This is a genomic window from Brevundimonas fontaquae (genome assembly GCF_017086445.1).
Taxonomy (GTDB): domain Bacteria; phylum Pseudomonadota; class Alphaproteobacteria; order Caulobacterales; family Caulobacteraceae; genus Brevundimonas; species Brevundimonas fontaquae.
In genome coordinates, this window is record NZ_CP070968.1 from 958692 (window position 1) to 984103 (window position 25412).

The 25412-nt window shown below is 66.2% G+C and carries 24 protein-coding genes; 18 read left to right on the forward strand and 6 right to left on the reverse strand.

What is annotated here, in order from left to right:
• Positions 1-113: 113 nt before the first annotated feature.
• Positions 114-1223 (reverse strand): DUF5694 domain-containing protein, encoded by a 1110-nt coding sequence (locus JX001_RS04635; RefSeq protein WP_241004756.1) that lies wholly within the window; start codon positions 1221-1223, stop codon positions 114-116.
• Positions 1224-1357: 134 nt separating this feature from the next.
• On the reverse strand, positions 1358-2002 hold the full coding sequence (locus JX001_RS04640; protein WP_205682486.1) for an exopolysaccharide biosynthesis protein: 645 nt from the start codon (positions 2000-2002) through the stop codon (positions 1358-1360).
• A gap of 87 nt (positions 2003-2089) precedes the next feature.
• Between JX001_RS04640 and JX001_RS04645 the strand changes: the two genes are divergently transcribed.
• The 3 genes from JX001_RS04645 to JX001_RS04655 are packed head-to-tail and all read left to right on the forward strand — an operon-like array spanning position 2090 to position 3818.
• Positions 2090-2665, forward strand: coding sequence for a YqaA family protein (locus JX001_RS04645; RefSeq protein ID WP_205682487.1), 576 nt, complete (start codon positions 2090-2092; stop codon positions 2663-2665).
• A gap of 39 nt (positions 2666-2704) precedes the next feature.
• Complete coding sequence (locus JX001_RS04650) at positions 2705-3250, forward strand: disulfide bond formation protein B (protein ID WP_205682488.1); 546 nt, start codon at positions 2705-2707, stop codon at positions 3248-3250.
• Positions 3251-3254: 4 nt separating this feature from the next.
• On the forward strand, positions 3255-3818 hold the full coding sequence (locus JX001_RS04655) for a demethoxyubiquinone hydroxylase family protein (RefSeq protein WP_205682489.1): 564 nt from the start codon (positions 3255-3257) through the stop codon (positions 3816-3818).
• 159 nt (positions 3819-3977) lie between these two features.
• Here JX001_RS04655 and JX001_RS04660 read toward each other — a convergent pair whose 3' ends face one another.
• Together JX001_RS04660 and JX001_RS04665 are read right to left on the reverse strand one after the other, a co-directional pair.
• Entirely contained in the window at positions 3978-5180 is a 1203-nt protein-coding gene (locus tag JX001_RS04660) for an acetyl-CoA C-acyltransferase (protein WP_205682490.1), read from the reverse strand.
• Positions 5181-5323: 143 nt separating this feature from the next.
• On the reverse strand, positions 5324-6232 hold the full coding sequence (locus JX001_RS04665) for an SDR family NAD(P)-dependent oxidoreductase (protein ID WP_205682491.1): 909 nt from the start codon (positions 6230-6232) through the stop codon (positions 5324-5326).
• A 154-nt stretch (positions 6233-6386) separates the two neighbouring features.
• On the opposite strand from JX001_RS04665, the gene JX001_RS04670 reads away from it, so the two are divergent.
• The 6 genes from JX001_RS04670 (at position 6387) to aguB (ending at position 13735) form a co-directional block, all read left to right on the forward strand.
• The gene (locus JX001_RS04670) at positions 6387-7541 is read left to right on the forward strand and encodes an OmpA family protein (RefSeq protein WP_205682492.1); all 1155 of its coding nucleotides are present in this window, start codon (positions 6387-6389) and stop codon (positions 7539-7541) included.
• 48 nt (positions 7542-7589) lie between these two features.
• Positions 7590-7829 carry a hypothetical protein gene (locus tag JX001_RS04675; protein ID WP_205682493.1) on the forward strand — a complete coding sequence of 80 codons (240 nt, stop codon included), beginning with the start codon at positions 7590-7592 and terminating at the stop codon, positions 7827-7829.
• Positions 7830-8068: 239 nt separating this feature from the next.
• Positions 8069-9190, forward strand: a complete 1122-nt coding sequence (locus JX001_RS04680; protein WP_241004757.1) for a capsular biosynthesis protein — start codon at positions 8069-8071, stop codon at positions 9188-9190.
• Between the two features lie 172 nt (positions 9191-9362).
• Positions 9363-11723: a TonB-dependent receptor domain-containing protein gene (locus JX001_RS04685; protein WP_205682495.1), complete on the forward strand. Its 2361-nt coding sequence runs from the start codon at positions 9363-9365 to the stop codon at positions 11721-11723.
• A 132-nt stretch (positions 11724-11855) separates the two neighbouring features.
• Positions 11856-12875: an agmatine deiminase family protein gene (locus JX001_RS04690; RefSeq protein WP_205682496.1), complete on the forward strand. Its 1020-nt coding sequence runs from the start codon at positions 11856-11858 to the stop codon at positions 12873-12875.
• Positions 12872-13735: an N-carbamoylputrescine amidase gene (gene aguB / locus JX001_RS04695; protein ID WP_205682497.1), complete on the forward strand. Its 864-nt coding sequence runs from the start codon at positions 12872-12874 to the stop codon at positions 13733-13735. The genes JX001_RS04690 and aguB overlap by 4 nt, the downstream gene beginning before the upstream one ends.
• Before the next feature lie 150 nt (positions 13736-13885).
• Here aguB and JX001_RS04700 read toward each other — a convergent pair whose 3' ends face one another.
• Entirely contained in the window at positions 13886-14626 is a 741-nt protein-coding gene (locus JX001_RS04700) for an alpha/beta fold hydrolase (protein ID WP_205682498.1), read from the reverse strand.
• A 71-nt stretch (positions 14627-14697) separates the two neighbouring features.
• On the opposite strand from JX001_RS04700, the gene JX001_RS04705 reads away from it, so the two are divergent.
• The 5 genes from JX001_RS04705 (at position 14698) to rplT (ending at position 18480) form a co-directional block, all read left to right on the forward strand.
• Complete coding sequence (locus tag JX001_RS04705) at positions 14698-15675, forward strand: glycosyltransferase family 9 protein (RefSeq protein WP_205682499.1); 978 nt, start codon at positions 14698-14700, stop codon at positions 15673-15675.
• Positions 15676-15800: 125 nt separating this feature from the next.
• Positions 15801-16322, forward strand: a complete 522-nt coding sequence (gene infC, locus JX001_RS04710; protein WP_055752751.1) for a translation initiation factor IF-3 — start codon at positions 15801-15803, stop codon at positions 16320-16322.
• Positions 16323-16406: 84 nt separating this feature from the next.
• Complete coding sequence (locus JX001_RS04715; RefSeq protein ID WP_205682500.1) at positions 16407-17711, forward strand: MFS transporter; 1305 nt, start codon at positions 16407-16409, stop codon at positions 17709-17711.
• A 162-nt stretch (positions 17712-17873) separates the two neighbouring features.
• Positions 17874-18071: a 50S ribosomal protein L35 gene (rpmI, locus tag JX001_RS04720; RefSeq protein WP_003166435.1), complete on the forward strand. Its 198-nt coding sequence runs from the start codon at positions 17874-17876 to the stop codon at positions 18069-18071.
• Between the two features lie 55 nt (positions 18072-18126).
• Positions 18127-18480 (forward strand): 50S ribosomal protein L20, encoded by a 354-nt coding sequence (gene rplT / locus JX001_RS04725; RefSeq protein ID WP_017506327.1) that lies wholly within the window; start codon positions 18127-18129, stop codon positions 18478-18480.
• A gap of 91 nt (positions 18481-18571) precedes the next feature.
• On the opposite strand, the gene JX001_RS04730 is transcribed toward rplT, so the two are convergent.
• Positions 18572-20167, reverse strand: coding sequence for an ATP-binding protein (locus JX001_RS04730; protein WP_205682501.1), 1596 nt, complete (start codon positions 20165-20167; stop codon positions 18572-18574).
• Positions 20168-20335: 168 nt separating this feature from the next.
• Here JX001_RS04730 and JX001_RS04735 point away from each other — a divergent pair, with 168 nt between their 5' ends.
• The 4 genes from JX001_RS04735 (at position 20336) to pheT (ending at position 25373) form a co-directional block, all read left to right on the forward strand.
• Positions 20336-21310, forward strand: coding sequence for a polysaccharide deacetylase family protein (locus JX001_RS04735; RefSeq protein WP_205682502.1), 975 nt, complete (start codon positions 20336-20338; stop codon positions 21308-21310).
• 175 nt (positions 21311-21485) lie between these two features.
• The gene (pheS, locus tag JX001_RS04740; RefSeq protein WP_091748933.1) at positions 21486-22562 is read left to right on the forward strand and encodes a phenylalanine--tRNA ligase subunit alpha; all 1077 of its coding nucleotides are present in this window, start codon (positions 21486-21488) and stop codon (positions 22560-22562) included.
• Between the two features lie 4 nt (positions 22563-22566).
• On the forward strand, positions 22567-22953 hold the full coding sequence (locus JX001_RS04745) for a hypothetical protein (RefSeq protein WP_112863480.1): 387 nt from the start codon (positions 22567-22569) through the stop codon (positions 22951-22953).
• A complete protein-coding gene (gene pheT / locus JX001_RS04750; protein ID WP_205682503.1) occupies positions 22950-25373 on the forward strand; it encodes a phenylalanine--tRNA ligase subunit beta in 2424 nt (807 codons plus the stop codon). Before JX001_RS04745 ends, pheT begins: the two co-directional genes overlap by 4 nt.
• Positions 25374-25412: the final 39 nt, after the last annotated feature.

Here is a 25412-nt window from a genome sequence, read left to right on the forward strand (position 1 = left end):
GGGGCCGCCGATTGGCGCGGAACCTAGTCACAGAAGACGACGGAGCCAAGACGAAGCCACGGGGTCGTGATAACGGGCGACCCCGTAAGCCCCCGTTTGCCGTCCTTAGGCGATCAGCGCAGCACGGGCTCGGGATCGACCAGCCGGACGTCGTGCATCTGGTCCAGATAGGCCTCGTAGTAGCCCTTGTGCGAGGCGCCGACGATGGTCAGCATCCGCGTGCCCGGATAGAGGCCCAGGACATCGCGCATATTGGCGACCATGCGCAGGTTGCGGGTCTCCCAGAAGCCGAGGTAGCGGCGGCCGAAGGCCTGCGGCGACGGCTCGACCAGATTGGCGCCGAAATCGGACTGATAGGCCATGGCCGGGACGGTCGGCGCATTGTAGGCGCGGTACATCTGAAGAAGGCCGTCCGGCTGATTCAGGGCGGCGCTCAGCCGTTCGTCTTCCGCCCGACGGGCCGTGCTGGCGGGATTGTCCCAGGCGGCCATGACGGCGTCCTGTGACGCCTTTTTCTCCACGGGGTCCGTCGGGTCCGGCGAATCGGCGGAGTGGTCGTCGACGCTCCACAGCCGTTCCAGTCCCAGGCGCGCGGCCAGGGGGGCGGAAATCAGGAAGGTCTCGTTGGCCTGTTCCTCGATCTGGTTCAGCACGCCGACCAAGGCGTCGTTCAGGCCGTCCCCGGCGATGCGGTCCTGGGCGGCCAGGCGAAGCCACTGGACCAGGGCCGATCCCCGTTCGCCAGCCGCCAGGAAGACCGCCGCCAGATGACGCCGCTGGGCCGCCGTGGGCTGATCGGGCCACTCGGCTAGCAGCCGCTCGGCCTCGGCGTTGGCGGCCGGTACGTCCAGGCCGGTCGCCAGGGCGGCGGGAGCGGGATCCCAGCAATAGGTTTCGACCGTCTCGGCATACCGCGACGGATAGCGACGCAGGCTGTCGCATTGCAGGCCCGACAGGTCCTCCGTCGCGATGGCGGTCGGCTTCCACGCCGCCAGCCGATCCAGCAGCGGCGACAGGCTTTCGACCTTGAAGCCGTCGCCCATGTTCGACAGGTGCGGCGTGCCCAGAACCAGAACCTCGTTCAGCGCGCCGGCGGGCGGTCCCTTCAGTTGATCGGGATGGAAAGGCTGGCGGTAGTCCTGCGCCGCTGCGGGCAGGGCGGTGGCCAGCAGCGCGCCGACGGCGACGAACAGGATGCGGGAGGAACGAAGAGGCAGAGCCATGACACGCCGTGAAAGAAGATTGGGAATGATCGACCGTCGGCCGGTCACGACACCTTCCACGGATCACCGCCCGGGCGCCCGTTAATTCTTGGACATCTAAGGCTACGCTTGCAGGGCTGGAATCGCTGGCTGCGTCAGCCCGGCAGCCAGCGCGTGGCCCATTCGGCGCCCATCAGAAGGCCGGTCCCGAGCGCGCCCAGGATGGTCAGCCACACGGTGGTTACGGCGCAGCCCGCGAGGACGAACAGGCCGTCGCGCTGGATCAGGCCGACCGACAGCAAGGCCAGGGCGATGGACGGGATGGTGTTGGTCAGGGGCATGACGATGGTGACGGTCGCCAGAATCATGAAGACGGCGGCCAGCTTTTCGCCCGGCCCATCGGCGAAGCCGCGAAGACGGGGGCGCGACAGCCGGTCGATCCAGCCCAGTTTGGTCTCGGCGAAATCGGCCATGGCCTTCAGCCACGATCCCTTGCACCGCAGGTTCAGAAACCAGCGCGGCAGCCACGGCTCCTCGCGCCCGACCAGCATCTGGCCGGCCAGCAGGATGACGATCAGCCCGACTACTTGCGGCACGCCGTAAAGGCCCGGCACCAGACAAGGGATGGAGAGCAGCAGGATCAACAGGCCATAGGCGCGCTCGTCCAGCCGGTCGCGGATCTCATGCAGGGTCAGCCCGGCGTCGCCGCCGTCGTCGGCCAGCCGCCGCAGCAGCCGGGTGACGTTGTGGCTGACGTCGTCCTGCTGGACCTTGGACGGGGAAGCGGCGGGGGTCGTCATTAAGGCGCTCTAGCAGGTGGACGTGACGGCCGAGGATGACGCAACGCCGCAGGGGTGCTAACGCGCCGTGCCGCCTTAAGGATCGCCATGCTGCGCAAACTCTATGACCGCGTCTTCGACCTAGCGCGCAGCCGCCATGCGACTAAGGCCCTGGCGGTCGTCTCCTTCGCCGAGAGTTCGTTCTTTCCGATCCCGCCCGATGTGATGCTGGCGCCCATGATCCTGGCGCAGCCGCAGAAGGCGTATTTCTACGCCGCCGTCTGCACTGCAGCGTCGGTGCTGGGCGGGATTCTCGGTTATGCGATCGGCTATTTCCTGACCGATCTGGGCCTGGCGATCATGCGGGTGTTGGGCCATTCGGACGGGCTGGAGCAGTTCCGCGCCTGGTTCGATCAGTGGGGCCTGTGGGTCATTCTGATCAAGGGGCTGACGCCCATTCCCTACAAGCTGGTGACCATCGCCTCGGGCCTGGCGGCGTTCAGCTTTCCGGTCTTCATGGCCGCGTCGGTCGTGACGCGGGGCGGACGGTTCTTTCTGGAAGCGTGGATCCTGAAACGTTGGGGGCCGGCCATGCTGGCGCAGGTCGAAAAGCGGCTGGCGATGTGGAGCGTGATCGGCCTGGTCGCGCTGGTCGGGTTGATCGTCGTCCTGAAGCTTCTGTAAGTCGACGCGGCCGCAGGGGCGGGGTAAGACCGTTTCAAGATGATCGATGTCTATCGCCTTCTGACCCGTTGGTGGACCGCCTTCGCCCTGGCCGCGTCGCTGGCCATGCTGGGCGCGGCCCATGCGTTCGAACGGTTCGCCGGCCTTGCGCCCTGCAACCTGTGTCTGAAGCAGCGCGAGGTCTATTGGGGCGCCGTCGTCGTCGCTGTGCTGGCCACGGGTTGGACCCTGTTCAGCGGCGGACGCCGGGGCACGCCGCGCATCGCCGCCTTCCTGCTGGCGGCCGTGTTCGCGACAGGCGCCATCACGGCCATCTTCCACATGGGCGGCGAATACAAATGGTGGGCGCTGCCTGCGACCTGTTCGTCCGTCGGCGGCTCGGTCGATATGGACAGCCTGACAGCGCTGGCCATGGGCACGGGGCCGGTGACCAAGGTGATCGGCTGCGGCGATGTGGCCTGGAGCTGGCTGGGTCTGTCGATGGCAGGATGGAACGCGATCATCGCCTCGGCGCTTGCGGTGTTCAGCCTGTTGGCGGCGAAACGTCCAAAGGACGCCCGCGCGCCCCGGATCGAAAAGGCCTGATGCGATGAGCCACTCCATTCCCCTCCCTCGTCCCGGCCAAGGCGCTGACAAGGCGCGGATGGACGAAATCCTGCGTGTCGATCATGCCGGGGAATATGCGGCCGTCCTGATTTATCGCGCCCAGAAGGCGGTGTTCGAAGGGCGAAAGGGGCGTGACGGCATCGCCCGTGACCTGTCGGAGATGCAGGACCAGGAGGCGGTGCATCTGGCGCGCTTCGAGCGGCTGCTGAACGACCGGCGGGTGCGACCCACGGTCATGACCCCGCTGTGGCGCATCGCCGCCTCGGCCCTGGGCGCGGGCACGGCCCTGATGGGTGAAAAGGCGGCGCACGCCTGCACCGAGGCGGTCGAGAGCGTGATCGAGAAACACTATGCCGACCAGATCGCCGAGATCGGCGACCGCGATCCGGCCTTGGCCGCCGAGCTGAAACAGTTCCGCGACGAGGAACTGGCCCACCATGACCACGCCATCGAACACGGCAGCCGTGAAGCGCCGGCCTATCGGCTGCTGTCCGGCGTGATCAAGGTCGGCTGCAAGGCGGCGATCAAGATCAGCGAGCGGGTCTGACGCATCTCCTCCCCACCTGTGGGGAGGGGGACCGCGAAGCGGTGGAGGGGCTCTTGAAGTCCCACTGTCTCCTGTAGTCGTCGCAGAACCCCTCCGTCGCGGCGCTAAAGGACCGCCGCGCCACCTCCCCATCGCTGCGCGACAGGGAGGAGATGAAATTCAATAAATCTCGAACAGCCCGGCCGCGCCCATGCCGCCGCCGATGCACATGGTGACGACGCCGTATTTGGCTCCGCGACGCTTGCCTTCGATCAGGACGTGGCCGGTCATGCGGGCGCCGGACATGCCGTAGGGGTGGCCGACGGAGATGGCGCCGCCCGAGACGTTCAGGCGGTCGTCGGGAATGCCCAGAGTGTCCTGGCAATACAGAACCTGGGCGGCGAAGGCCTCGTTCAGCTCCCAGATGCCGATGTCGTCGATGGTCAGGCCGTGGCGCTTCAGCAGTTTGGGCACGGCATAGACCGGGCCGATGCCCATTTCGTCCGGCTCGCAGCCGGCGACCGCCATGCCGCGATAGGCGCCGAGCGGTTGCAGATTGCGCTTCACCGCCTCGCCGGCCTCCATGACGACGCAGGCTGAGGCGCCGTCCGAAAGCTGCGAGGCGTTGCCGGCGGTGACGAACTCGCCCGTCTGGATCTCCTCGCCGCCGCTGAATACGGGCTTCAGGGCCTTCAGGCCTTCCAGCGTCGTATCGGGACGGTTGCCCTCATCCTTGGACAGGGTGACCTCTTTCGATGAGGTCTGGCCGGTGGCCTTGTCCATGACCAGCATGGTGGTGGTCATGGGCACGATCTCGGCGTCGAACCGACCGGCGTCCTGGGCGGCGGCGGTGCGCTGCTGGGATTTCAGCGCATATTCGTCCTGGCGGTCGCGGCTGACGCCGTAGCGGCGCGACACAACCTCGGCCGTCTCCAGCATCGACATATAGATGTGGGGCGACAGCTTCAGCAGCGCCTCGTCCTTCATCCGGTACAGGTTCATATTCTGGTTCTGCACCAGGGAGATGCTTTCCAGCCCGCCGCCGACCGCCATCTTCTGCTGATCGAAGACGACCTGTTTCGCCGCCGTGGCGATGCCCATCAGGCCCGAGGCGCACTGGCGATCCAGGCTCATGCCGGGAACGGAGGAGGGCAGGCCGGCAGCGAGCGCGATCTGGCGCGCGACGTTGGTGCCGGTCGAACCCTGCTGCAGGGCCGCGCCCATGATGACGTCCTCGATCTCTGCCGGATCGACGCCCGCGCGCTGGACCGCATGTTTCACCGCATGGGCGCCGAGGCTTTGCGCCTGGGTGTCGTTGAAGGCGCCGCGATAGGCGCGACCGATGGGGGTGCGGGCGGTGGAGACGATGACGGCTTCGCGCATGAGCTTTCCTCCTGGGCTATCGCCCTTCGGGCTGCTTGAGCCCATTATTGTTTGGCCTACGCGCGTTCGCGCTGCTTGAGGCCGGTTTCCTCTGAAGCGAAGTTAGGCGCCTCACGTCGCGTCAACGCAAGGCGCCTTGTTGTTCAACCGCCGTGGGCCTTCTGGGCCTTAGTCAGTTCGATCATGCCCTGGGCGGCGCCCATGTCCGGCACGATCTCGCCGCTGCGGTCCGAGATGGCGTCGAAGCGGGCGGCGACCTGTTCGGGCGCATCGTCGCCGGTGACGAAATCGCCTTGCGTCAGGGTGACATAGGCGCGCTCGAACCCGCCGGCGCCGGCGGCCAGGATGGCGCGGCTCGGCGCGTCCTTGCTGACCAGGTAAAGCAGGCCGGGGGTCACGAGGGCCGGCGACAGCGCCTCCAGCGGCAGGGCGGCGCCCAGATCCTCGGTCATACGGGTGTGGGCGGTCGGCGCCAGGCAGTTGACGCGGATGTCGTTCTTGGCCCCTTCGATCGACAGGGTCTGCATCAGGCCGACCAAGGCCATCTTGGCTGCGCCATAGTTCGACTGGCCGAAGTTGCCGTACAGGCCAGACGACGAGGTCGTCATCACGATCCGGCCGTAGTTCTGCCCTCGCATGATCTCCCACACCGCCTTGGTGCAGTTGACCGCCCCCATCAGGTGGACATCGACGACGAAGCGGAAGTCCTCGATCTCCATCTTGGCGAATGTCTTGTCGCGCAGGACGCCGGCGTTGTTCACCAGAATGTCGATCCGGCCCCATTTCGCCATGGCCTGATCGACCACGGCCTGGACTGCGGCATAGTCCGTCACGGAGGCCGCATTGGCCATCGCTTCCCCGCCGGCCGCCTCAATTTCCGCCACGACCGATTCCGCCGCCGTCGCCGAACCGCCTGAACCGTCGCGGGCGCCGCCCAGGTCATTGACCACAACCTTGGCCCCCCGCGCCGCCAGCGCCAGAGCGTGTTCGCGCCCCAGCCCGCCGCCGGCGCCCGTCACGACCGCCACCTGTCCGTCAAATCGCATCGTCATAATCGTTTCCTTTCGCAGCCGCCCAATGTGTTGAAACGGCGCCACAGTCGACACAATCGTATCTCAAGCACGGAACCGTGCGCCAGCCACGCCGTTCGGTCGAGTGAATGCTGTGCTATTGCGCAGCTTCGCGCATTCACACAGTGAGGAAGCTATGAAGCTCAAACTTCTCGCCTCCGTTGCCGCCGCCGGACTGTTCGCAGCCGGCGCCGCATCGGCGGAACCCAATGGTTGGTACGGCGCCATCGACGCCGGCTACCACATGATCGACGATATCAACGCTGAATCGTCCACGACCGGCGCCAACTGGAACTGGGAAGTGAACGACGGCTGGGCGGCGTTCGCTCGCCTCGGCTATCGCTTCAACCCGAACTGGCGCGTTGAACTGGAAGGCGGTTATCGCTCGGGCGACATCGGCCGCGTTCGCGCCGTGTCGGGCACGCAGGGCCTGTGCAACCTGACCCCGGCGACGGGCGGCTGCTTCTCGCCCGAAGGCGACATCGAATCCGCCACCCTGATGGCCAACGTCATCTATGACTTCGGTTTCGAATACTGGGGCGTGCGTCCGTTCGTCGGCCTCGGCGCCGGTGTGAACCGCGTTTCGACCGACACCATCGGCGCTCTGCGCGCCAACCGCAGCGCCACCTTCACCGCCGACGACAGCTCGACCAAGTTTGCCGCTCAGGCGATCGCCGGTCTGGCCTGGGCCATCAGCGACCGCGCCAACATCGACCTGACCTACCGGTATCTGACGGGCGACGCCAACTTCGCCTCGACGACGGTCGGCACCGGTCCTGGCGCCGGGCAGTTCGGCGAATGGGACGGCGACTACGACCAGTCGCACACCGTGACCCTGGGTCTGCGCTACAGCTTCGGTGCGGAAGACGCTCCCCCGCCCCCGCCGCCCCCGCCGCCCCCGCCGCCGCCGCCTCCTCCGCCCCCGCCGCCTCCGCCGCCGGTCGCTCAGACCCCGGTCGCTCGCCAGTTCGTCGTCTACTTCGACTGGGATCGCTCGGACCTGACCGCGGAAGCCCGTTCGGTGGTGACGCAGGCCGCCAACTACGCCAAGTCGGGTCGTCCGACGCGCGTCCTGATCGTCGGCTACACCGACACCTCGGGTTCGGCCGCCTATAACCTGGGTCTGTCCAACCGTCGTTCGCGCACCGTCGCGGACGCCCTGGTCGCTCAAGGCGTCAACGGCGGCGTGATCGCCCTCGACGGCAAGGGTGAAACCAACCTGGCCAAGCCGACCGCCGACGGCGTGCGCGAACCGCTCAACCGCCGCGCGACCATCGACATCAACTTCTAAGACTTTCGGGGAGCTGGTTGGGATCACCCAACCAGCGACCTGCGAAGCATGGAAGTCGTCATCTCAAAGACATCGAGCCGTCGTCGCCCTCCGGGCGGCGGCGGCTTTGATGCTAAAAAACAACGTCGAACGCGCCATGTCTCAAAACCCCAGAACTTTGGCCGATTTCGATTGATCGCAAAAGGTGGTCGCGACAAAAGAGCGAAGATGCGCTTTGTTGACGAACCCTTCGGTTGTAATGGCCAAGCCGACCCGGTTTATGTGACGTCATTGGACCGCTGGATGTGATGGTGGACGTGCGTGCGTCTTCTCGAGTTCTGTCGGCGCGTCGTCGTCGGCGCTACCGCTTGCGGGCGGATGGCGTGCGGCCGGGGGTGTCGCTGCGACTGCGTTCAGCGGCACCTGCTCAGACAACGGTAATCTCTGCATGTCCCGCGACACGACAGGGCGGACGGCACGCGCTACCGGGTCGCCGCTTCCTGATCGTTTCCGCCCCCTTCGGATCGTTCGGATCCGCACTGGCCTCGGTGCTCGAATCGCGCGGGGCGGCCGTCAACCGCATGATCTTCAACGCCGGCGATGCGATGAACTGGCGCAGGCCGGGCGGGTTGGTGTTCAAGGACACGGCAAAATCGTGGACCGATGATCTCGCCCGTATCGTCGCGGATTTCAGTGACATCATCGTTTTTGGCGAGGCCGGCGCCTACAACCGCGCGGTTCTGGCCGCATCGGAAAGCCTGAAGGCTCGCGTCTGGGTCTTGGAGAACGGCTATTTCCGTCCTGATTGGATCACCGTCGAACGCAACGGCGTGAACGGCTCAAGCGCCCTGCCACGCTTCCGCGACGGATATCCCGAGCCAGCACCGCAATTGCCCGAGCCTGTCGCAGTCGGAAAAATCCTGCCGCACCATGTCGCCAATATCAGCGCCTATCATACGGTGCAGGTGGCGGGAAAAGCGTTCTTCCCAAACTATACCGCGCCCTATGTGTTCTCCCCGTTGAAGCAGTGCCTGGGCCATGTTCGACGCTACATCAGCCTGGCCTTCCGTCGACCCGAGAATTGCGATGCCGACATCATCCGGGACAGAGGCGAGTTCTTCATCGCGTGTCTGCAGCGGGAGGGCGATGCGCAGCTGCTGCGCTATTCCCGATACGCCGACAATCGCGCCTTCCTGACGGCTGTTATCACCAGCTTCGCCGCAAACGCGGCGCCTGAGATGCGGCTTGTGGTCAAGAACCATCCGCTGGATCCTGGCCTGGTCAATCTTCGCGCGGTCACGATGCGGCTTGCTCAGGAGCATGGGCTGGCGGGACGTGTCGATTTCATCGACGGCGGCAATCTGGCCGCGCTTTGCCGTGCGTCGCGAGGCATGGTCGTCAACAACTCCAGCGCCGCCTTGTCGGCGCTGGGTTTCCATACGCCGGTCAAGGTTCTGGGAGACGCCTTCTTTGACTTCGAGGGGCTGACCGACCAGAAGCCGCTGGACGCTTTCTGGTGCGCGCCGGAGGCTCCCGACAGCGCCTTGTTCACGCGGTTCCGCGCGCATGTAATCGCCCAGAGCCAGGTCAACGGCAACTATCACGAGCCGCATGCGATCCTGCCTACAGCCAATGGGATTGCGGACGTCCTCGAACGGGCGGCTGACTAGCGCTAGTCCTGCGCAGTGTGGCGCCGACACCACCCTCTGGCGCTGTCATATTGCTGTTACATAACTGTCGTCCAAGATTTCAACATGCGCCCTAGAGGGGGCTGGATTGCGACAGGCGATGGACGTCTGCCGCCAAAAGGCCATTGGCGCCGTCCATCTGGGGATAGATGTAATGATTTCTCGCAAAAGCCTGATCTGGGCGACCACCGCCCTCGCCGGCTCGCTGGCCTTCGCCGGCGCCGCCTCCGCGCAATCGACCGGCACGGAAGCGACCGAACTGGACCAAGTCGTTGTCACCGGCCAGCGTGGACCGCGCTCGATCGACGGCGCGATCGTCGCGGAGACGGTGGCGAAGTCGCGGGCCTCGATCACCGAAGAGTACATCTCGACCCAGGCGCCGGGACAGACGATCCTGAACTCGATCAATCTGCTGCCGGGCGTGAACTTCACCAACAATGACGCCTTCGGTTCTTCGGGCGGCGATCTGACGATCCGCGGCTTCGACTCGGCGCGTATCTCTCTTACGCAGGACGGCGTTCCGCTGAACGACACCGGCAACTACGCCATCTATTCCAACCAGCAGCTGGACCCGGAACTGATCAGCCGGGCCACCGTCAACCTTGGAACCACCGACGTCGATAGCCCGACCGCTTCGGCGACCGGTGGTACGGTCAACTATTCCACGCGCCGTCCGGAGCAGGAGTTCGGCGTCATCCTGCAGCCTTCGATCGGGGAGACCGGCTACCGCCGCTTCTTCGGCCTGGTCGACACCGGCGCCTTCGGCCCCTGGGGCACGACCGCCTGGTTCTCGGCTTCGAAGACCGCATATGACCACTTCATCGGCGCCGGCGGCGTCGACAAAACCCAATACAACGCGCGCATCTATCAGCCGCTCGGCGACAACGGCGACTTCCTCTCGCTGACCGCCAACTACAACGAAAACCGTAACAGCTTCATCGCTCGCAAAACGCTCGCTCAGTTTAATGCCGGGACGGCCTACGAGTCGGGCAATACGCTTCCGTCCGCTCTGACGAACATCAACCCCTCGAACACGGGCAACATCCGTGGCGCTTCGCGCTTCACTCTGCGCGACAATCTGGTCCTGACCATCGACCCGTCCTTCCAGTACGTCCTGGCGCACGGCGGCGGCACTCAGACCATGAGCGAAACCGACCCGCAACTGATCGGAAACTCCACCGCAGCCGGCGTCGATCTGAATCGCGACGGCGTGATCAATGGCGCCACGCGGGTCACCCTGTTCCGCCCCAACATCACCAACACCCACCGTTACGCTCTGACCAGCTCGCTGATCTGGGACATCAACGACGACAACCGCCTGCGCCTCGCCTACACCTACGACAATGGTCGTCACCGTCAGACGGGCCAGTTCGGATACATCGACGCTAACGGCAAGCCGGAAGATCCCTTCGCCGGCCGTAACGGAACGCCGATCAATCTGCCGGACGGCACCATTCTGCGCCGCCGCGATCGCCTGTCCTACGCCAAGCTGAACCAGATCGCCGCCGAATACCGCGGCAACTTCTTCAACGACGCGATCAGCCTGGACCTGGGCGTTCGTGCGCCGTACTTCGACCGCGAACTGACCAACTACTGCTACCAGCGCGACACCTTTAACGCCTACTGCACCACCCAGGTGGGCACGCCGGTCGCCGGAACGGACCTCGTCACGTTCCCGGCGTCGTCGATGAACAGCAGTGCGGCGAATCGCTACGGCAAGCCGCGTTCGTTCGAGAAGAAGTATGACGCTGTTCTGCCGAACGGTGGCGTGACCTGGCGCTTCGCCGACCACAACTCGGTCTATGCCAGCTACGCCGAAGGCTTCTCCGCGCCGCGTACCGACGACCTCTACGATGTGGTCGATGTGAACCCGGAACCGGAACGTACCAAGTCCTACGACCTCGGCTACCGCTATCAAGCCGCCGGCTTGATCGGCTCGATCGCCGCCTGGAAGACGGATTACTCCAACCGCATCGTCCGCACCTTCGACGAAGCCGCCGGCCTGTTCCTGACCCGCAACGTGGGCGACGTGACGCTTCAAGGCTTCGACGGCCAACTGGGCTGGTCGCCGTTCGACAAGTTCAACATCACCGGCTCCGTGACCTATACGGACAGCGAAGTGAAGAACAACCTGCCTAACGGCGTGGTGAACGGGGTTCCGGTCTTCATCCAGACCGCCGGCAACCGACTGGTGGAAACGCCGGAGTGGCAATACGGCATGCGGGTCGCCTACTCGGTCGGTCCGTTCGACCTGGGCCTGCAGGGCAAATATGTTGGCGAGCGGTTCTCCAACGACATCAACACCGAAGTCGCGCCGGATTACACGACGTTTGATCTCGACGTTCGTTACAACCTGGCCAGCCTCGGCAATGGCGGTTCGTATATCCAGTTCAACGTGATCAATCTGTTCGACGAAGAATACCTCGCGGACATCTCGACCTCGACCACCGGTTCGGCCAGCTATCAGCTGGGCGCCCCCCGCACGGCGATGGTCACCCTGCGCGCTTCCTTCTAAGGCTCAGCCAGACTGAAATGACGAAGGGCGGTCCGTTCGCGGGCCGCCCTTTTTCGTGGCTGACGTTGAAGTCGGGGGCGCTTGGGGCCATATGGCGCGGCTCCGAGTTCGGCCCTTCTTGAGGACGCCCGCATGACCGATCCGACTGCTGCCGCCATCCCCGCAGAATGGGCGCCGCACCGCGCCATGTGGGTGGGTTGGCCCAGCCATGCGGAATATTGGTTCGAGGCGCTGGAGCAGGCGCAGGACGAGGTCGAGGGTCTGGTGCGGGCTCTGGCCGGACCGGGTCGCGAGAAGGTCAAGCTGATGGTCGGCAAGGCCGAGGTCTTGGCCGACGCCCAGGCGCGCTTTGCGGGCGTGGCGAATGTCGAGGTCGTGCCCGGCGAGTTCGGAGACGTCTGGCTGCGCGACACCGGACCAATCTTCGGCGCGGGATCCAAGACGGCCGCCGCGTTCAAGTTCAACGGCTGGGGCGGCAAATACGACATGCCAGGAGACGACCTGGTGGCGGGCCAGATCGGCCGACATGCGGGCGTGGACCTGACCTGGAACGACTTTGTCATGGAGGGCGGGTCGCTGGATCACGACGGGGAGGGGACCGTCCTGACCACGCGCCAATGCCTGCTGAACCCGAACCGCAATCCGGCCTGGAACCAGGATGAGGCCGTCGCGGCGGGGGCGCTGGAAACGGCGGTCGGCGCCAAGGTGGTGGTGTGGCTGGGCGACGGTCTGCTGAACGATCACACCGACGGGCACGTCGATAACCTGGCGCGGTTCGTCGCGCCGGGCGTGGTCGCCTGCCCGGTCGCCTGGGGGACGAACGACGTCAACGCCGACGTCTATGACGCGACGGCGCGCGATCTGGCCGCCGTGACCGATGCGGCGGGCCGTCGGCTGAAGGTCGTGCGCATCCCGTCTCCGGGGCTGGTGCTGGACGAGGACGAACGCCCGATCCCGGCCAGTCACATGAACTTCCTGATCGCCAACGGCGCGGTGATCGTTCCCACCTATGGCGATGCGCGTGCGTCCGACATGGCCTGTCAGGCGTTGAAGGACGCCTTCCCCGATCGCGAGATCATTCCGCTGCCGTCCAACGCCATCCTGACCGGCGGCGGCTCGTTCCACTGCATCTCCCAGCAGGAGCCCGCATGAGCCGCAACATCACCGTCGCCGGCATCCAGACCTCGTATGGCGAGGACATGCAGGCGAACATCTACAAGACCATCGCCTTCGTGCGCGAGGCGGCGGGGCGGGGCGCGCAGGTGATCCTGCCGTCGGAGCTGTTCCAGGGGCCGTATTTCTGCGTCTCACAGGAAGAGCACTGGTTCGCCCACGCCTATGAGTGGCGCGAGCATCCGTGTGTTGTGGCCATGGCGCCGGTGGCCAAGGACCTGGGCGTCGCCATTCCCGTCTCGATCTTCGAGAAGGACGGGCCGCAATATTACAACTCGCTGGTCATGCTGGACGCCGACGGCGAGGCCTTGGGCGTCTATCGCAAGAGCCATATCCCCGACGGCCCCGGCTATCAGGAAAAATACTATTTCCGGCCGGGCGACACGGGCTTCAAGGTCTGGAAGACGCGCTTCGGCAAGGTCGGGGTCGGCATCTGCTGGGACCAGTGGTTCCCGGAAGCGGCGCGGGCGATGATGCTGAAGGGCGCCGATGTCCTGATGTACCCGACCGCCATCGGCACCGAGCCGCATGATGCGACCCTGCACACGGCCGAGCCCTGGCGGCGGGCCATGCAGGGACACGCGGTGTCCAACGCCGTGCCGGTCGTCGGCGCCAACCGGATCGGTCATGAGCGCGTGACCGAGGTCGGCCAGACCTTCTACGGCCATTCCTTCATCGCCGATCAGCAGGGCGAACTGGTCGAGCAACTGGACGCCGAGGAGGAGGGGGTGTTGGTGCACCGCTTCGATCTGGACGAGCTGGACAAATACCGCGCGGCCTGGGGCTTCTTCCGCGATCGCCGGACGGACCTGTATGGGGCGCTGACGGGGGGCCGCTGACACAATCCTCCCCTGCGTCAGCGGGGGAGGGGGACCATGCGCAGCATGGTGGAGGGGGCGGAGCGCGCAAGGTGCGAGCCGTTCGAAACGAAGATGCGTTCGCCCCCTCCACCGCTTCGCGGTCCCCCTCCCCCGTGAACGGGAGAGGATCTAGGTTCGCATCGCCTCGACCGCCGCGACCAGTCGGTCGAGGTCCGCCGGCGACGAAAGCCGGTGATCGCCCCCCTCGATCAGGTCCAGGCGCACGTCGCCGCCCGTCAGACGTTCGACCAGTTCGACCTGATGTCGCCACGGCACGACGTCGTCGGCGCGACCTTGCAGGACATGAACCGGGGCGGCGATCTCGATCACGCCGTCCAGCAGCAGCCATTTGCGCGCTTCCTCGAACATGCGCCGCGTCAGGACATATTCGCCCAGACCCTCCTCGACGATCAGGGTTTCGCCCTCGCGCAGGATGGCCTGACGCTCGTGGTCCGCCAGGCCGGGCCACATCAGCCGCTCGGTGAAGTCCTGGGCCGGATTGACCAGAACCAGGCCCTTGATCCGATCCGGCCGCGCCAGGGTCGCCAGCAGCGAGACCCAGCCGCCCATCGAGGAGCCGACCGGAATGACCGGGCCGGAAAGACTGTCGATCAGGGCGACGGCGTCCTCGCGCCAGCGGCCGATGGTGGCCTGTCTCCAGTCGCCGGTGGACTGGCCATGGGCGAAATGGTCGTAGCGGACGAAGTTCCAGCCGCGTTCGCGCGCGGCGACGTCCAGGGCCAGGGCCTTGGTCCCCTCCATGTCCGAACGAAAGCCGCCGACCCAGATCACGGTCGGGCCGTCGCCGTCGAGGCGTTTGAAGGCCAGGGTTTCGCCATCGGGGCGGGGCAGGTGCTGGATGTCGGTCATGGCGCCGTTCTGCCCGGACTTTCCGCCGTCGTCACCCTTGACCGCGACGCGCGATGGCGGAACACAGACCCATGCCCGCACCCCAGGTCCTGTTCGTCACCTCCAACCGCATCGGCGACTGCGTCATCTCGTCGGGCGTGATCCGCGAGATCGCGCGTCAGGTCTCTGGGGCCGAGATCACCGTCGCCTGCGGCCGGCCGCCCGCGCCCTTCTTCCGCAATGCGCCCGGCGTGGTGCGCACCATCGTGCTCGACAAGAAGAAGCTGTCCGGCCACTGGCTCGATCTGTGGAAACAGGTCGTCGGCACGCGCTGGGACCTGGTGATCGACATCCGGGGTTCGGCGCTCAGCTATCTGATCCCCGCCAAGCGGCGCATCGTCTATAACCGCTCGTGGGAGACGGGCCTGCGCAAGGTCGAGATGGTGTCGCGCCTGATGGGTTCGCCGACGCCGCTGGATCCCGAAATCTTCCTGGACGATCAGGCGCGGGCCGAGGCCGCCGCCGTGATCGATCCGCAGCTGGCGGGCGGCGCGGGTCCCGGCCCGATCATCGCCCTCGCCCCCATCGCACATCAGCCGGGCAAGAGCTGGCCCGCCGATCGTTGGGGCGCGCTGGTCGAGAAGCTGAAAGCCGAGCCGCGCTTCGACGGCTGGCGCTTCATGCCGGTGGGCGGACCGGGCGACCGGCCGCCCGCGACCCCGGCTCTGGAAGCTGCTGGCCACACCGAGCAAGGAGGGCGCGGCATCGACTTCGTCGGCAAGGGCGACATCTTGGCCTCGGCGGCCGCCATCGACCGGGCCGATCTGTTCGTCGGCAACGATTCGGGTCTGATGCACGTCTCCGCCGCGCTGGGCCGGCCGACCCTGGGTCTGTTCGGTCCGACGGAGTGGTGGCTGTACGGTCCCTGGGGACCCAAGACGCGCACGGCGGCGTCCAACGAGACGCGCGGCCAGTTCGCGCCGATCGAGGACCTGACAGTGGATCACGTCTTCGACGCGGTGCTGGCGCTACATGACGCCTACATCGTCGAAACGCCTGCGAACCCTTGAAAAATCGGGGCTCGCGGCGCATATTGCCGGCCTTGAGGGGAACGTGGCGATCGCCGCGTGCATTCGCTCATCACGACATACGCCTTCTCTGACCACATAAGGAAACGACGCCCATTCGCCGTCCCATGCAAGCGCCACCCGTGAAAGACGGGCCGCGTATGAACCAGGATATCCGCGCCCCTCGCGTTCTGCTCATCGACCAGAACGGCGAAAAACAGGGCGTCATGCCCACCTCTGCTGCTCTGGAAGCCGCCGAGGAAGCCGGGATGGACCTGGTCGAGATCGTCTCCACCTCCGAGCCGCCGGTGGCCAAGATCCTCGATTACGGCAAGCACCGTTTCCAGGAACAGAAGAAGAAGGCCGAGCAGCGCAAGCGCCAGAAGGTCGTCGAGTTGAAGGAGATCAAACTCCGTCCGAACATCGACACCCACGACTATGAGGTGAAGGCCAAGGCCATGCACCGCTTCTTCGAGGAAGGCGACAAGGTCAAGGTCACCCTGCGCTTCCGCGGTCGCGAAATGGCGCACCCCGAACTGGGCATGAAGCTGCTGAACAAGGTCCAGGCCGACTTCGACGAAGTCGCCAAGGTCGAGTTCTCGCCCAAGATGGAAGGCCGCCAGATGATCATGATCCTGGCCCCGCGCTGATCGCGATCCATCGCTGAATACCAAACGCCCCGGTCCCGAGACCGGGGCGTTTTTCTTTGCTGGAGAAACGGCTAAGCGTTGGGAATGACGAACGCCGATACGGTCGCTGCGCGCACCCCGCCGCCCAAGCTTAAGACACCGGCGCTGGCCGTGTTGTTCGCGACGGTGTTCATCAATCTGGTCGGGTTTGGGCTGGTGGTGCCGTTGCTGCCGTTCTTCGCTCAGAGCCTGAAGGCCGACGCGTGGCAGATCACGCTGATGTTTTCGGCCTATTCGCTGGGTCAGTTCTTCGCCGAGCCGTTCTGGGGGCGGTTGTCGGATCGGATCGGGCGAAAGCCCGTGCTGTTGATGACCCTGATCGCCAATGCGTTGGGCTATCTGATGCTGGCCTTCGTGCCCAACATCTGGTTGGCGATCGCGGTCAGGCTGTTCACCGGCCTGGGCGCGGGCAATATCTCGACGGTTCAAGGGTATGTCGCCGATGTGACCCCGCCTGAGCAGCGGGCCGGGCGAATGGGTCTGATCGGGGCGGCGTTCGGCCTGGGCTTCATCGTCGGTCCGGGCTTAGGTGGATTGCTGACGCAGCCGCAGCTGGGACGGTTGGGCTATCAGCTGCCGATCTTCCTGGCGGCGGCGCTGGCGGCGGTTGCGGCGGTCGGCGTGGTCGTCTTCCTGCGCGAAAGCCGGGCCAAGGCCGATCCCGCCGCGCCGCGTCCGGCCTTCCTGGCGGGGCTGAAGGATGCGCGTGACAACGCGGTGGTTTCGCGCGTGCTGGTCGTGACGCTGATCTATATGGCCGGGTTTTCGGCGATGGAGAGCGTGTTCGGCCTGTGGTCCGAGAGCCGCTATCAATGGGGCGCGCGCGAGGTGGGGCTCAGCTTCATGATCGTGGGCATCGTCTCGACGCTGAACCAGGGGTTCTTCGCCGGGCGGCTGGCGCGACGCTTCGGCGAATCGCGCGTGCTGGCCACCGGCATGCTGCTGTTTGGAACCTCGCTGGTGTTGCAGGTGCTGGCGCCGGTCGCGTGGTTTCCCGCGACGCGACTCGAGCTGGGTGCCCTGACGATCCCGGTCGTCCAGGGCTGGATCATTCCGATCGTAATGGCGATTGGCGCGTGCGGCATGTCGCTGGCCATGCCCAACATTTCGGCCATGATCAGCCGCGCCTCGCCGCCTGATCGGCAGGGGGCCATGCTGGGCCTGAACATGGCCTCCAGCTCGGTGGCGCGCATCTTCGGGCCGATGATCGCGGGCGCGCTGTTCTCGGGGCTGGGCCATGACTGGCCCTTCGTGATCGGGGCGCTGCTGACCCTCCCGGCGGCCCTGATGGCGATCAACGCCGGGCGCGTCATTCGCAGCGGCGAGGGCGGCGTCAAAGCCCCGGCCTGACTCGTCTTGCAATGACGGCGCTCTTCACGTAGAAGCCGCGCCTTCGCGTACCGAACCGCCAGGCGAACAGGCATGCCTGGGCGGTTCCTAAACTCTGGAGAGACACCTCCCCACGGGCTCAAGTAGTCCGAAGGACGGTAGCCCTCCAAAAAGGAGACTGAAATGCCGAAACTGAAGACGAAGTCGGGCGCCAAGAAGCGCTTCAAATTCACGGCCACTGGCAAGGTTAAGGCCGGCGTTGCGGGCAAGCGTCACCGCTTGATCAGCCACAACTCGAAATACATCCGCCAGAACCGCGGCACCTCGGTCATGGCCGACGCCGACGCCAAGAAGATCAAATCCTACATGCCGTACGCCTGATCGGCGCGCGCTGTACGACTGATCTCCATCCCAAAGAATTTGAAGGAATAGCGACATGGCTCGCGTTAAACGTGGCGTAACCTCGCACGCCAAGCACAAGAAGGTTCTGGAGCAGGCCAAGGGCTTCTCCGGCCGCCGCAAGAATACCATCCGTACGGCCAAGGCCGCCGTCGACCGCGCCGGGCAATACGCCTATCGCGACCGTCGCGCAAAGAAGCGCAACTTCCGCGCCCTGTGGATCCAGCGCATCAACGCCGCCGCCCGTCTGGAAGGCTTCACCTACAGCCAGTTCATCAACGGTCTGAACAAGGCCGGCATCGAACTGGACCGCAAGGTTCTGGCCGCGATCGCCGCTGACGCGACCGGCTTCAAGGCTGTCGCCGACAAGGTCCGCGCCGCCCTGGCTTAAGGGCCGCGCTCAAGTCGCGAGCGATCGCGTCGCGAGCGTAGCGCAACAAGAATGACGCCCGCTCCGGTTTCCGGGGCGGGCGTTCTTCGTTTCAGGCGGCCTCTGCGACCTCGGCCACACGGCTCTGCGCCAGCACCATGCGGATGGCGTTCAGAAGGGCGTCGGGCTGGATCGGCTTTTGCGCCACGCCGTTCATGCCGGCGGCGATATAGTCCAGCTCGTCGCGCTCGTCGGCGTTCGCCGTCAGGGCCAGGATCGGCAGGTCGCCGGCCGGGCCGGGCAGGGCGCGGATAGCCCGCGTCGCGGCGACCCCGTCCATCACCGGCATCTTGATGTCCATCACGGCCAGGTCGAACGGTCGAGCCCTGACGGCGTCCACCGCCTCTCGCCCGTTCTCGGCCATCTCGCAGGTGCAGCCGAACATCTCCAGCAGTTTGCCGGCGACGAAGCGGTTGGTGGCGTTGTCGTCCACCACCAGCACATGCAGGGTCTCGTGCGGCGTCGGCTCGGCCATGGCCGGGGCAGGCGCCGCGCTCTCGGTCGCGACACGCAGCGGCAGGCGCACCTGAAAGCGCGCGCCGCCCTGGGGCGAGGCGCCCAGCGAGATCGCGCCGCCCATCCGTTCGGCGATCTGTCGGCAGATGGCCAGGCCCAGGCCCGCGCCCGCCCCCTCGCGCCCGGCCTTTCCGGTGTTGAAGGGATCAAAGATGGTCGCGGCCGCCGCCTCGGGCACGCCGGGTCCGCTGTCGTCCACGGTGAAGATCACCTCGCCGTCGGATCGGCTCTCGATCAGGGCGACGACCTCGCCCGTCAGGGTGAACTTCAGCGCATTGCCGATCAGATTGTTCAGCAGCTGCTTCAACCGCATCCCGTCGGCCCGAACGCAAGGAACGGTCAGGTCGGTGCGGATGGTCAGACCGAGCGACTTCTCCTCGGCCCGTGCGCGCCACAGGGCGTCGATGTCGAAGGCGACGGCCGATAGGTCCAGCGGCTCCTCCTCCAGCGTCAGCATGCCGGCCGAGGCGCGCGACATGTCGAGCGCGTCGGTCAGCAGCCGCAGCAGGCTCTGGCCCGAATCGATCACGGTGCGGACGTAGGGACGCAGCTCTTCCTGCTCCAGCTTCTTGTCCATCAGGGCCGCGACGCCCAGCACCCCGTTCAGGGGTGTGCGGATCTCGTGGCTCATCACCGCCAGGAACTCGGACTTGGCCCGGCTGGAGGCGACGGCCTCGGCCTCGGCCAGCGCCAGGTCGCGGGCCAGGGCGCTCATTTCCTCGGCCCGCTGGCGGTGCAGGGCCGCGCCGGCCTGCACCACCTGCAGCGCCGTGCCGACGCCGACGTAGCGGCCGTCCGCCACCACGATGAAGCCCGTCAGCAAGGCGCCCAGTTCCGCCGCGTCATAGGCGTGGAAGAAGGCCTCGGCGCTGGTCGCCGCCTCCGCCACCGGCGCATTGCGATCCATCAGGCTTTCTGCGGGCTTTCGGGCATACAGGGCGCGTCCGAACTCGGCCGCCATCCTCAGGGTGAAGGCGTTGCGTTCGATGATGCCGAGGGGGCGGCCATCGTCATCGACGACAGCCAGGGCCAGGGTGTTCGGCTCGGTCTGGAACCGTTCGAACACATCGGCGCCCGGCGTGGACGGAGCCACAGGCGCGATCAAGTCGACGAAATCACCGATCAGCGGCATCAAGGTCCTCGCAAGTCCGGAGGCCTGATTAGACGGTGATATTTAACGCCAGCTTTGCCGTTCATGAACCTTTCGCGGCGGGTTTTCGACAGTCGATCCGTAGGCGGATGGAAAGTCCGGACTGCGAGCGATATTCCCTCGCGCACGCGACTTCGATAGCCTCGCCGTATGATGCGCACCCTGATCTGCGGCTTGGTTGCCGCCCTCGTTCTTGTCACTCCCGCCGCCGCGCAGGACCGACGCGTGGCCGTGACCTTCGACGACCTGCCGTTCCAGACGGATGCGGCGACCCTATGCGATCCGGCGCGCCTGATGACGATCACCCAGGATTTCGTCGCCATGCTGAAGCCGCTGGACACGCACGGCACAGCCTTCGTCAATGCGGGCAAGGTGTGCGAGGCCGAGCGCGCCACGATCCTGCCGCGCGTGCTGAACGTCTGGCTGGACGCTGGTCTGGACCTGGGCAACCACACCAACACCCATCTGAACATCCACTCGACGACGGTTGAGGCCTATCTGGCCGACGTGGACGCCGGGGCGCCGATCGTTCGGCAGGCGCTTGAGGCGCGCGGCCAGACCCTGCGTTGGTTCCGCCACCCCTATCTGTTCACCGGCGAGACGCAGGAAAAGCACGACGCCATCGCCGCCGGCCTGGCCCAGCGCGGCTATACGGTCGCGCCTGTGACCCTCGACAACAACGACTGGATGTTCGCCGACGTCTATCGCAAGGCCGAGCAGATCGGCGACCAAGCGCTGATGCAGCGCATCGGTCAGGCCTATGTGGCGCATATGGCGACGGTGCTGGACTTCTACGAACCCTACAGCGCAGAGGTGGCGGGCGGGCGTGAACCGGCGCAGGTGCTGCTGCTGCACGCCAACAGCCTGAACCAGGCCTATTATCCGCAGATCCACGCCCTGTATCTGGCGCGCGGCTATCGCTTCGTGCCGCTGGAAGAGGCGCTGGCCGATCCGATCTACGGCCATGCCGACACCTATGTCCGCGCCAACGGAATCTCGTGGCTGCATCGCTGGATGCAGACCGACGGCCGGCCCATCCGCTGGGAGCCGGAACCGCCTGCCTGGATCGTGGCGGCCAACAAGGCGCCGGCGTCGGAACTTCAGGCCATCGCATCGGCCCCTTGAAGGGTGACGAAACGGCTTCCACCCGTCAGGCCTGATCGGCTGAGGGGAAATCGCTTCGCGATTTCGCTGATGCCGTGAATCAGGCCTTTATTTTCACCGTGAGCATGATTCACGCTCCTGTCGGAACCGCGAGGCGGTTCCGTCCGAACCGATCATGCTCTAAGGCACGGGGCAAATGACCGATCTCGCCACACTCGAACTCGACCTGATCAACGCCATCGGCGGCGCGGAAACCGTCGCCGCCCTGGAGGAGGTGCGCGTCGCCGCCCTGGGCAAGTCCGGCTCCGTCTCCGGCCTGCTGAAGGGCATGGGCGCCATGAGCCCCGACGAACGCCGTGAACAGGGGCCGATGATCAACGGCCTGCGCGACCGCGTCGCCGCCGCCATCGCCGCGAAGAAGACCGCGCTGGAAGCCGCCGAACTGGACGCCCGCCTGCTGTCGGAACGCATCGACCTGACCCTGCCGGCGCGTCCGCGCAGGAAGGGCGGAGTCCATCCGACCATGCAGGTGATGGACGAGATGATCGCCCTGTTCGCCGAGATGGGCTTCGCCGTGGCCGAAGGTCCGGACATCGAGGACGACTTCCACAACTTCACCGCCCTGAACTTCCCGCCCAAACACCCGGCGCGGGAAATGCACGACACTTTCTTCCTGAAGCCGGACCCCGAGACGGGCGAGCGGAAGGTCCTGCGCACCCACACCTCGCCGGTGCAGGTCCGCACCATGATGAGCCAGAAGCCGCCGATCCGCATCGTCGCCCCGGGCCGCACCTTCCGCAAGGATTCGGACGCCACCCACACGCCGATGTTCCACCAGATCGAAGGCCTGGTGATCGACCGCGACATCCACATGGGTCACCTGAAGACGACGCTTCAGACCTTCATCGCCCGCTTCTTCGAGCTGGACGCGGTCCAGGCGCGCTTCCGCCCGCATCACTTCCCCTTCACCGAACCCTCGGCTGAAATGGACATCCGCTGCGACCGTTCGGGCGGGAAACTGGTCTTCAACACCGGCGACGACTGGCTGGAAATCCTGGGCTGCGGGATGGTGCATCCCAATGTGCTGAGGAACTGCGGCATCGACCCGGACGAATATCAGGGCTTCGCCTTCGGCATGGGCGTGGATCGGCTGGCCATGCTGAAATACGGCGTGCCGGACCTGCGCCCCATGTTCGACGCCGACACCCGCTGGCTGTCCCATTACGGCTTCTCGGCCTTCGCCGCCCCCAACCCGGCCTCGGGCCTGAGCTGAACCCATGACCACAGTAAACCTGCCTTTCCCGCCCGAATTCGCCCGTCAGCAAGTCTTCGAGGATATCCAGATCCCTTTGGCGGTCTTTTTCCGTCAGTTGGCGATGAGCAATGTCTCCATCGTCGAGGGGCGTGCGTTTCGACGTTGCAAGATCGAGGGACCGGCCGTGATGCTCGTCCTCGACGGCGTGGCTTTCGACGGCTGCAACATGGGGTTCGACGGAGGCGATGTTCGCAATCTGCTGCTTCGTCCGATGGGCAAGAAGGTGATCGGATCCGTGCCGTTCGCCATGTGCCTGTTCGAAAACTGTTCATTCAACGCCGTCGGCTTCACGGGTGAAGACCGTCATCTTGAAGCGTTCCAGTCGGCCTTGAGCGGCGTCCAGCAATGAAGTTCACCCTGTCCTGGCTGAAGGACCATCTCGAAACCGAGGCGGATGTCCATCAGATCGCCGAGGCCATGACCATGGCCGGGCTGGAGGTCGAGGAGGTGCTCGACCCCGCCGCCAAACTGGCGCCCTTCACCGTGGCCAAGATCGTCTCGGCCGAGCGTCATCCCAACGCCGACCGGTTGCAGGTCTGCCAGGTCGAGACGGTCGACGGGATGAAGGAGATCGTCTGCGGCGCACCGAACGCGCGGGCGGGCCTGACAACCATCTACGCCCCCATCGGCGCCTATGTGCCGGGCCTGGGCGTGACCCTGGTCGAGAAGCCGGTGCGCGGCGTGGTGTCGAACGGCATGCTGTGCTCGGCTTCCGAGCTTGAGCTGTCGGACGAGAGCGACGGCATTCAGGAACTGCCGCCGGAGATCCCCGTCGGCACGCCGGTCGCCGGCCTGTTCGGCGCCGAGCCGGTCATCGATTTCGAGGTCACGCCGAACCGGCCTGACTGGCTGGGCGTCGCCGGCATCGCCCGCGATCTGGCCGCCGCCAGCGTCGGCAAGCTGAAGCATTTCGACATCGCCGTGGTGCGCGGGGCCTTCGCCTCGCCGATCAGCGTGCGGCTGGAGGCGCCCGAGATGTGCCCGGTCTTCGCCGGTCGCGTCATTCGCGGCGTCAAGAACGGCCCGTCGCCGGCCTGGCTGCAGAAGCGTCTGACGGCTATCGGCCTGCGCTCGATCAACCGTCTGGTCGATGTAACCAATCTGATCGCCTATGACCGCGCCCGGCCGCTGCACGTCTATGACGTCGCCAAACTGTCGGGAACGGAGATCGTGGTGCGGGCGGGGCAGGTTTCGGCCGCGACCGGCGAGCACGAACATCTGATCGCCTTGGACGGCAAGACCTACGCCGCATCCGCGGCCGACTGCGTCATCGCCGACGCCGGGGGCGAGCGCCCCATCGGCCTGGGCGGCGTCATGGGCGGCGAGAGCACCGGCTGCGACGAGACCACCACCGACGTCTTCCTGGAAAGCGCCTGGTTCGACCCGCTTGTGATCGCCCAGACCGGCCGTGCGCTCGGCATCCATTCCGACGCCCAGTACCGGTTTGCGCGCGGCGTCGATCCGGTCTCGGTCACGCCGGGTCTGGAACTGGCCACGCGCCTGATCCTTGACCTGTGCGGCGGCGAGCCGTCGGAAATCGTCTCCGTCGGCGAACCGCCGGCGAGCCCGGCGCCCTTCGCCTTCGACCCCGCCTATGTGAAGCGCCTCAGCGGCATGGATCTGGCCGACGACCGGATCGGGACCATCCTGGGCCAACTGGGTTTCCTGGTTCAGGCCGCGCCCGCCGGTCAGGCCGAGCCCTGGCTCGTCACCCCGCCCTCGTGGCGTCGCGACGTCGAAGGTCCGGCCGATCTGGTGGAAGAGGTCGCGCGGATCGAGGGCTTCGACAGCCTGCCCGACACGCCCCTGCCCGAGGTCGCCCGCCCCGCCGGCGGCGTGCTGAGCCCCCGCCAGGCCCGCGTCCGCACCGCGCGTCGCGCCCTCGCGGCCCTCGGTTACGCCGAGGCCGTCACCTGGTCCTTCACCAAACAATCGACCGCAGCCCTGTTCGGCGGCGGGGATGATCGGCTGGTGCTGGAGAACCCGATCGCGGCCGATCTGGACTGCATGCGGCCCTCGGCCCTGCCGAACCTGATCCAGGCGGCGGCGCGCAACGCCGCGCGCGGTTTCGCCGACGCCGCCCTGTTCGAGATCGGCCCCATCTATCTGAGCGACGGTCCGACGGATCAGCGCACGGTCATCGCCGGCCTGGTCGCCCCGCACGCCGCCCGTCACTGGGCCGGCGCCGGAGAAGACGCTCTGTTCGCGCTGAAAGCCGACCTGAACACCCTGCTGGAAGAGATCGGCGCCCCGGTCGCCTCGCTGCAACTGGTCCAGGGCCAGAACCGCGACTGGTGGCATCCCGGCCGTTCGGCCCGGCTGCAACTCGGCCCCAAGAATGTGATGGTCGAGTTCGGCGAACTGCATCCGCGCGTGTTGAAGGCGCTGGACGCCGACGGCCCCATGCTGGGCTTCGAAATCGTGCTGGACAACGTGCCGGAGCCACGCGGAAAATCGGGCAAGGCGCGGGGAACCGCCGATCTGTCGGCCCTCATGCCCCTGACGCGCGACTTCGCCTTCGTGGTCGAGGACGCCAAGCCGGTCGGCGATCTGGTCCGGGCCACGACGGGCGCCGACAAGGCCCTGATCGCCGACGTGCGCGTCTTCGACGTCTATCGCGGCAAGGGCGTGGACGAGGGTTTCAAGTCCGTCGCCCTGGAGGTCGTCATCCAGCCGCGCGAGGCCACCCTGACCGAAGCCGAGATCGAGGCCTTGACCGTCAAGGTCGTCGGGGCGGTCGAAAAGCAGGGCGGCAAGCTGCGGGCTTGAGGGGGCGCAGCGCCGTCTTTCGGGCGGCGCGGGGGACAT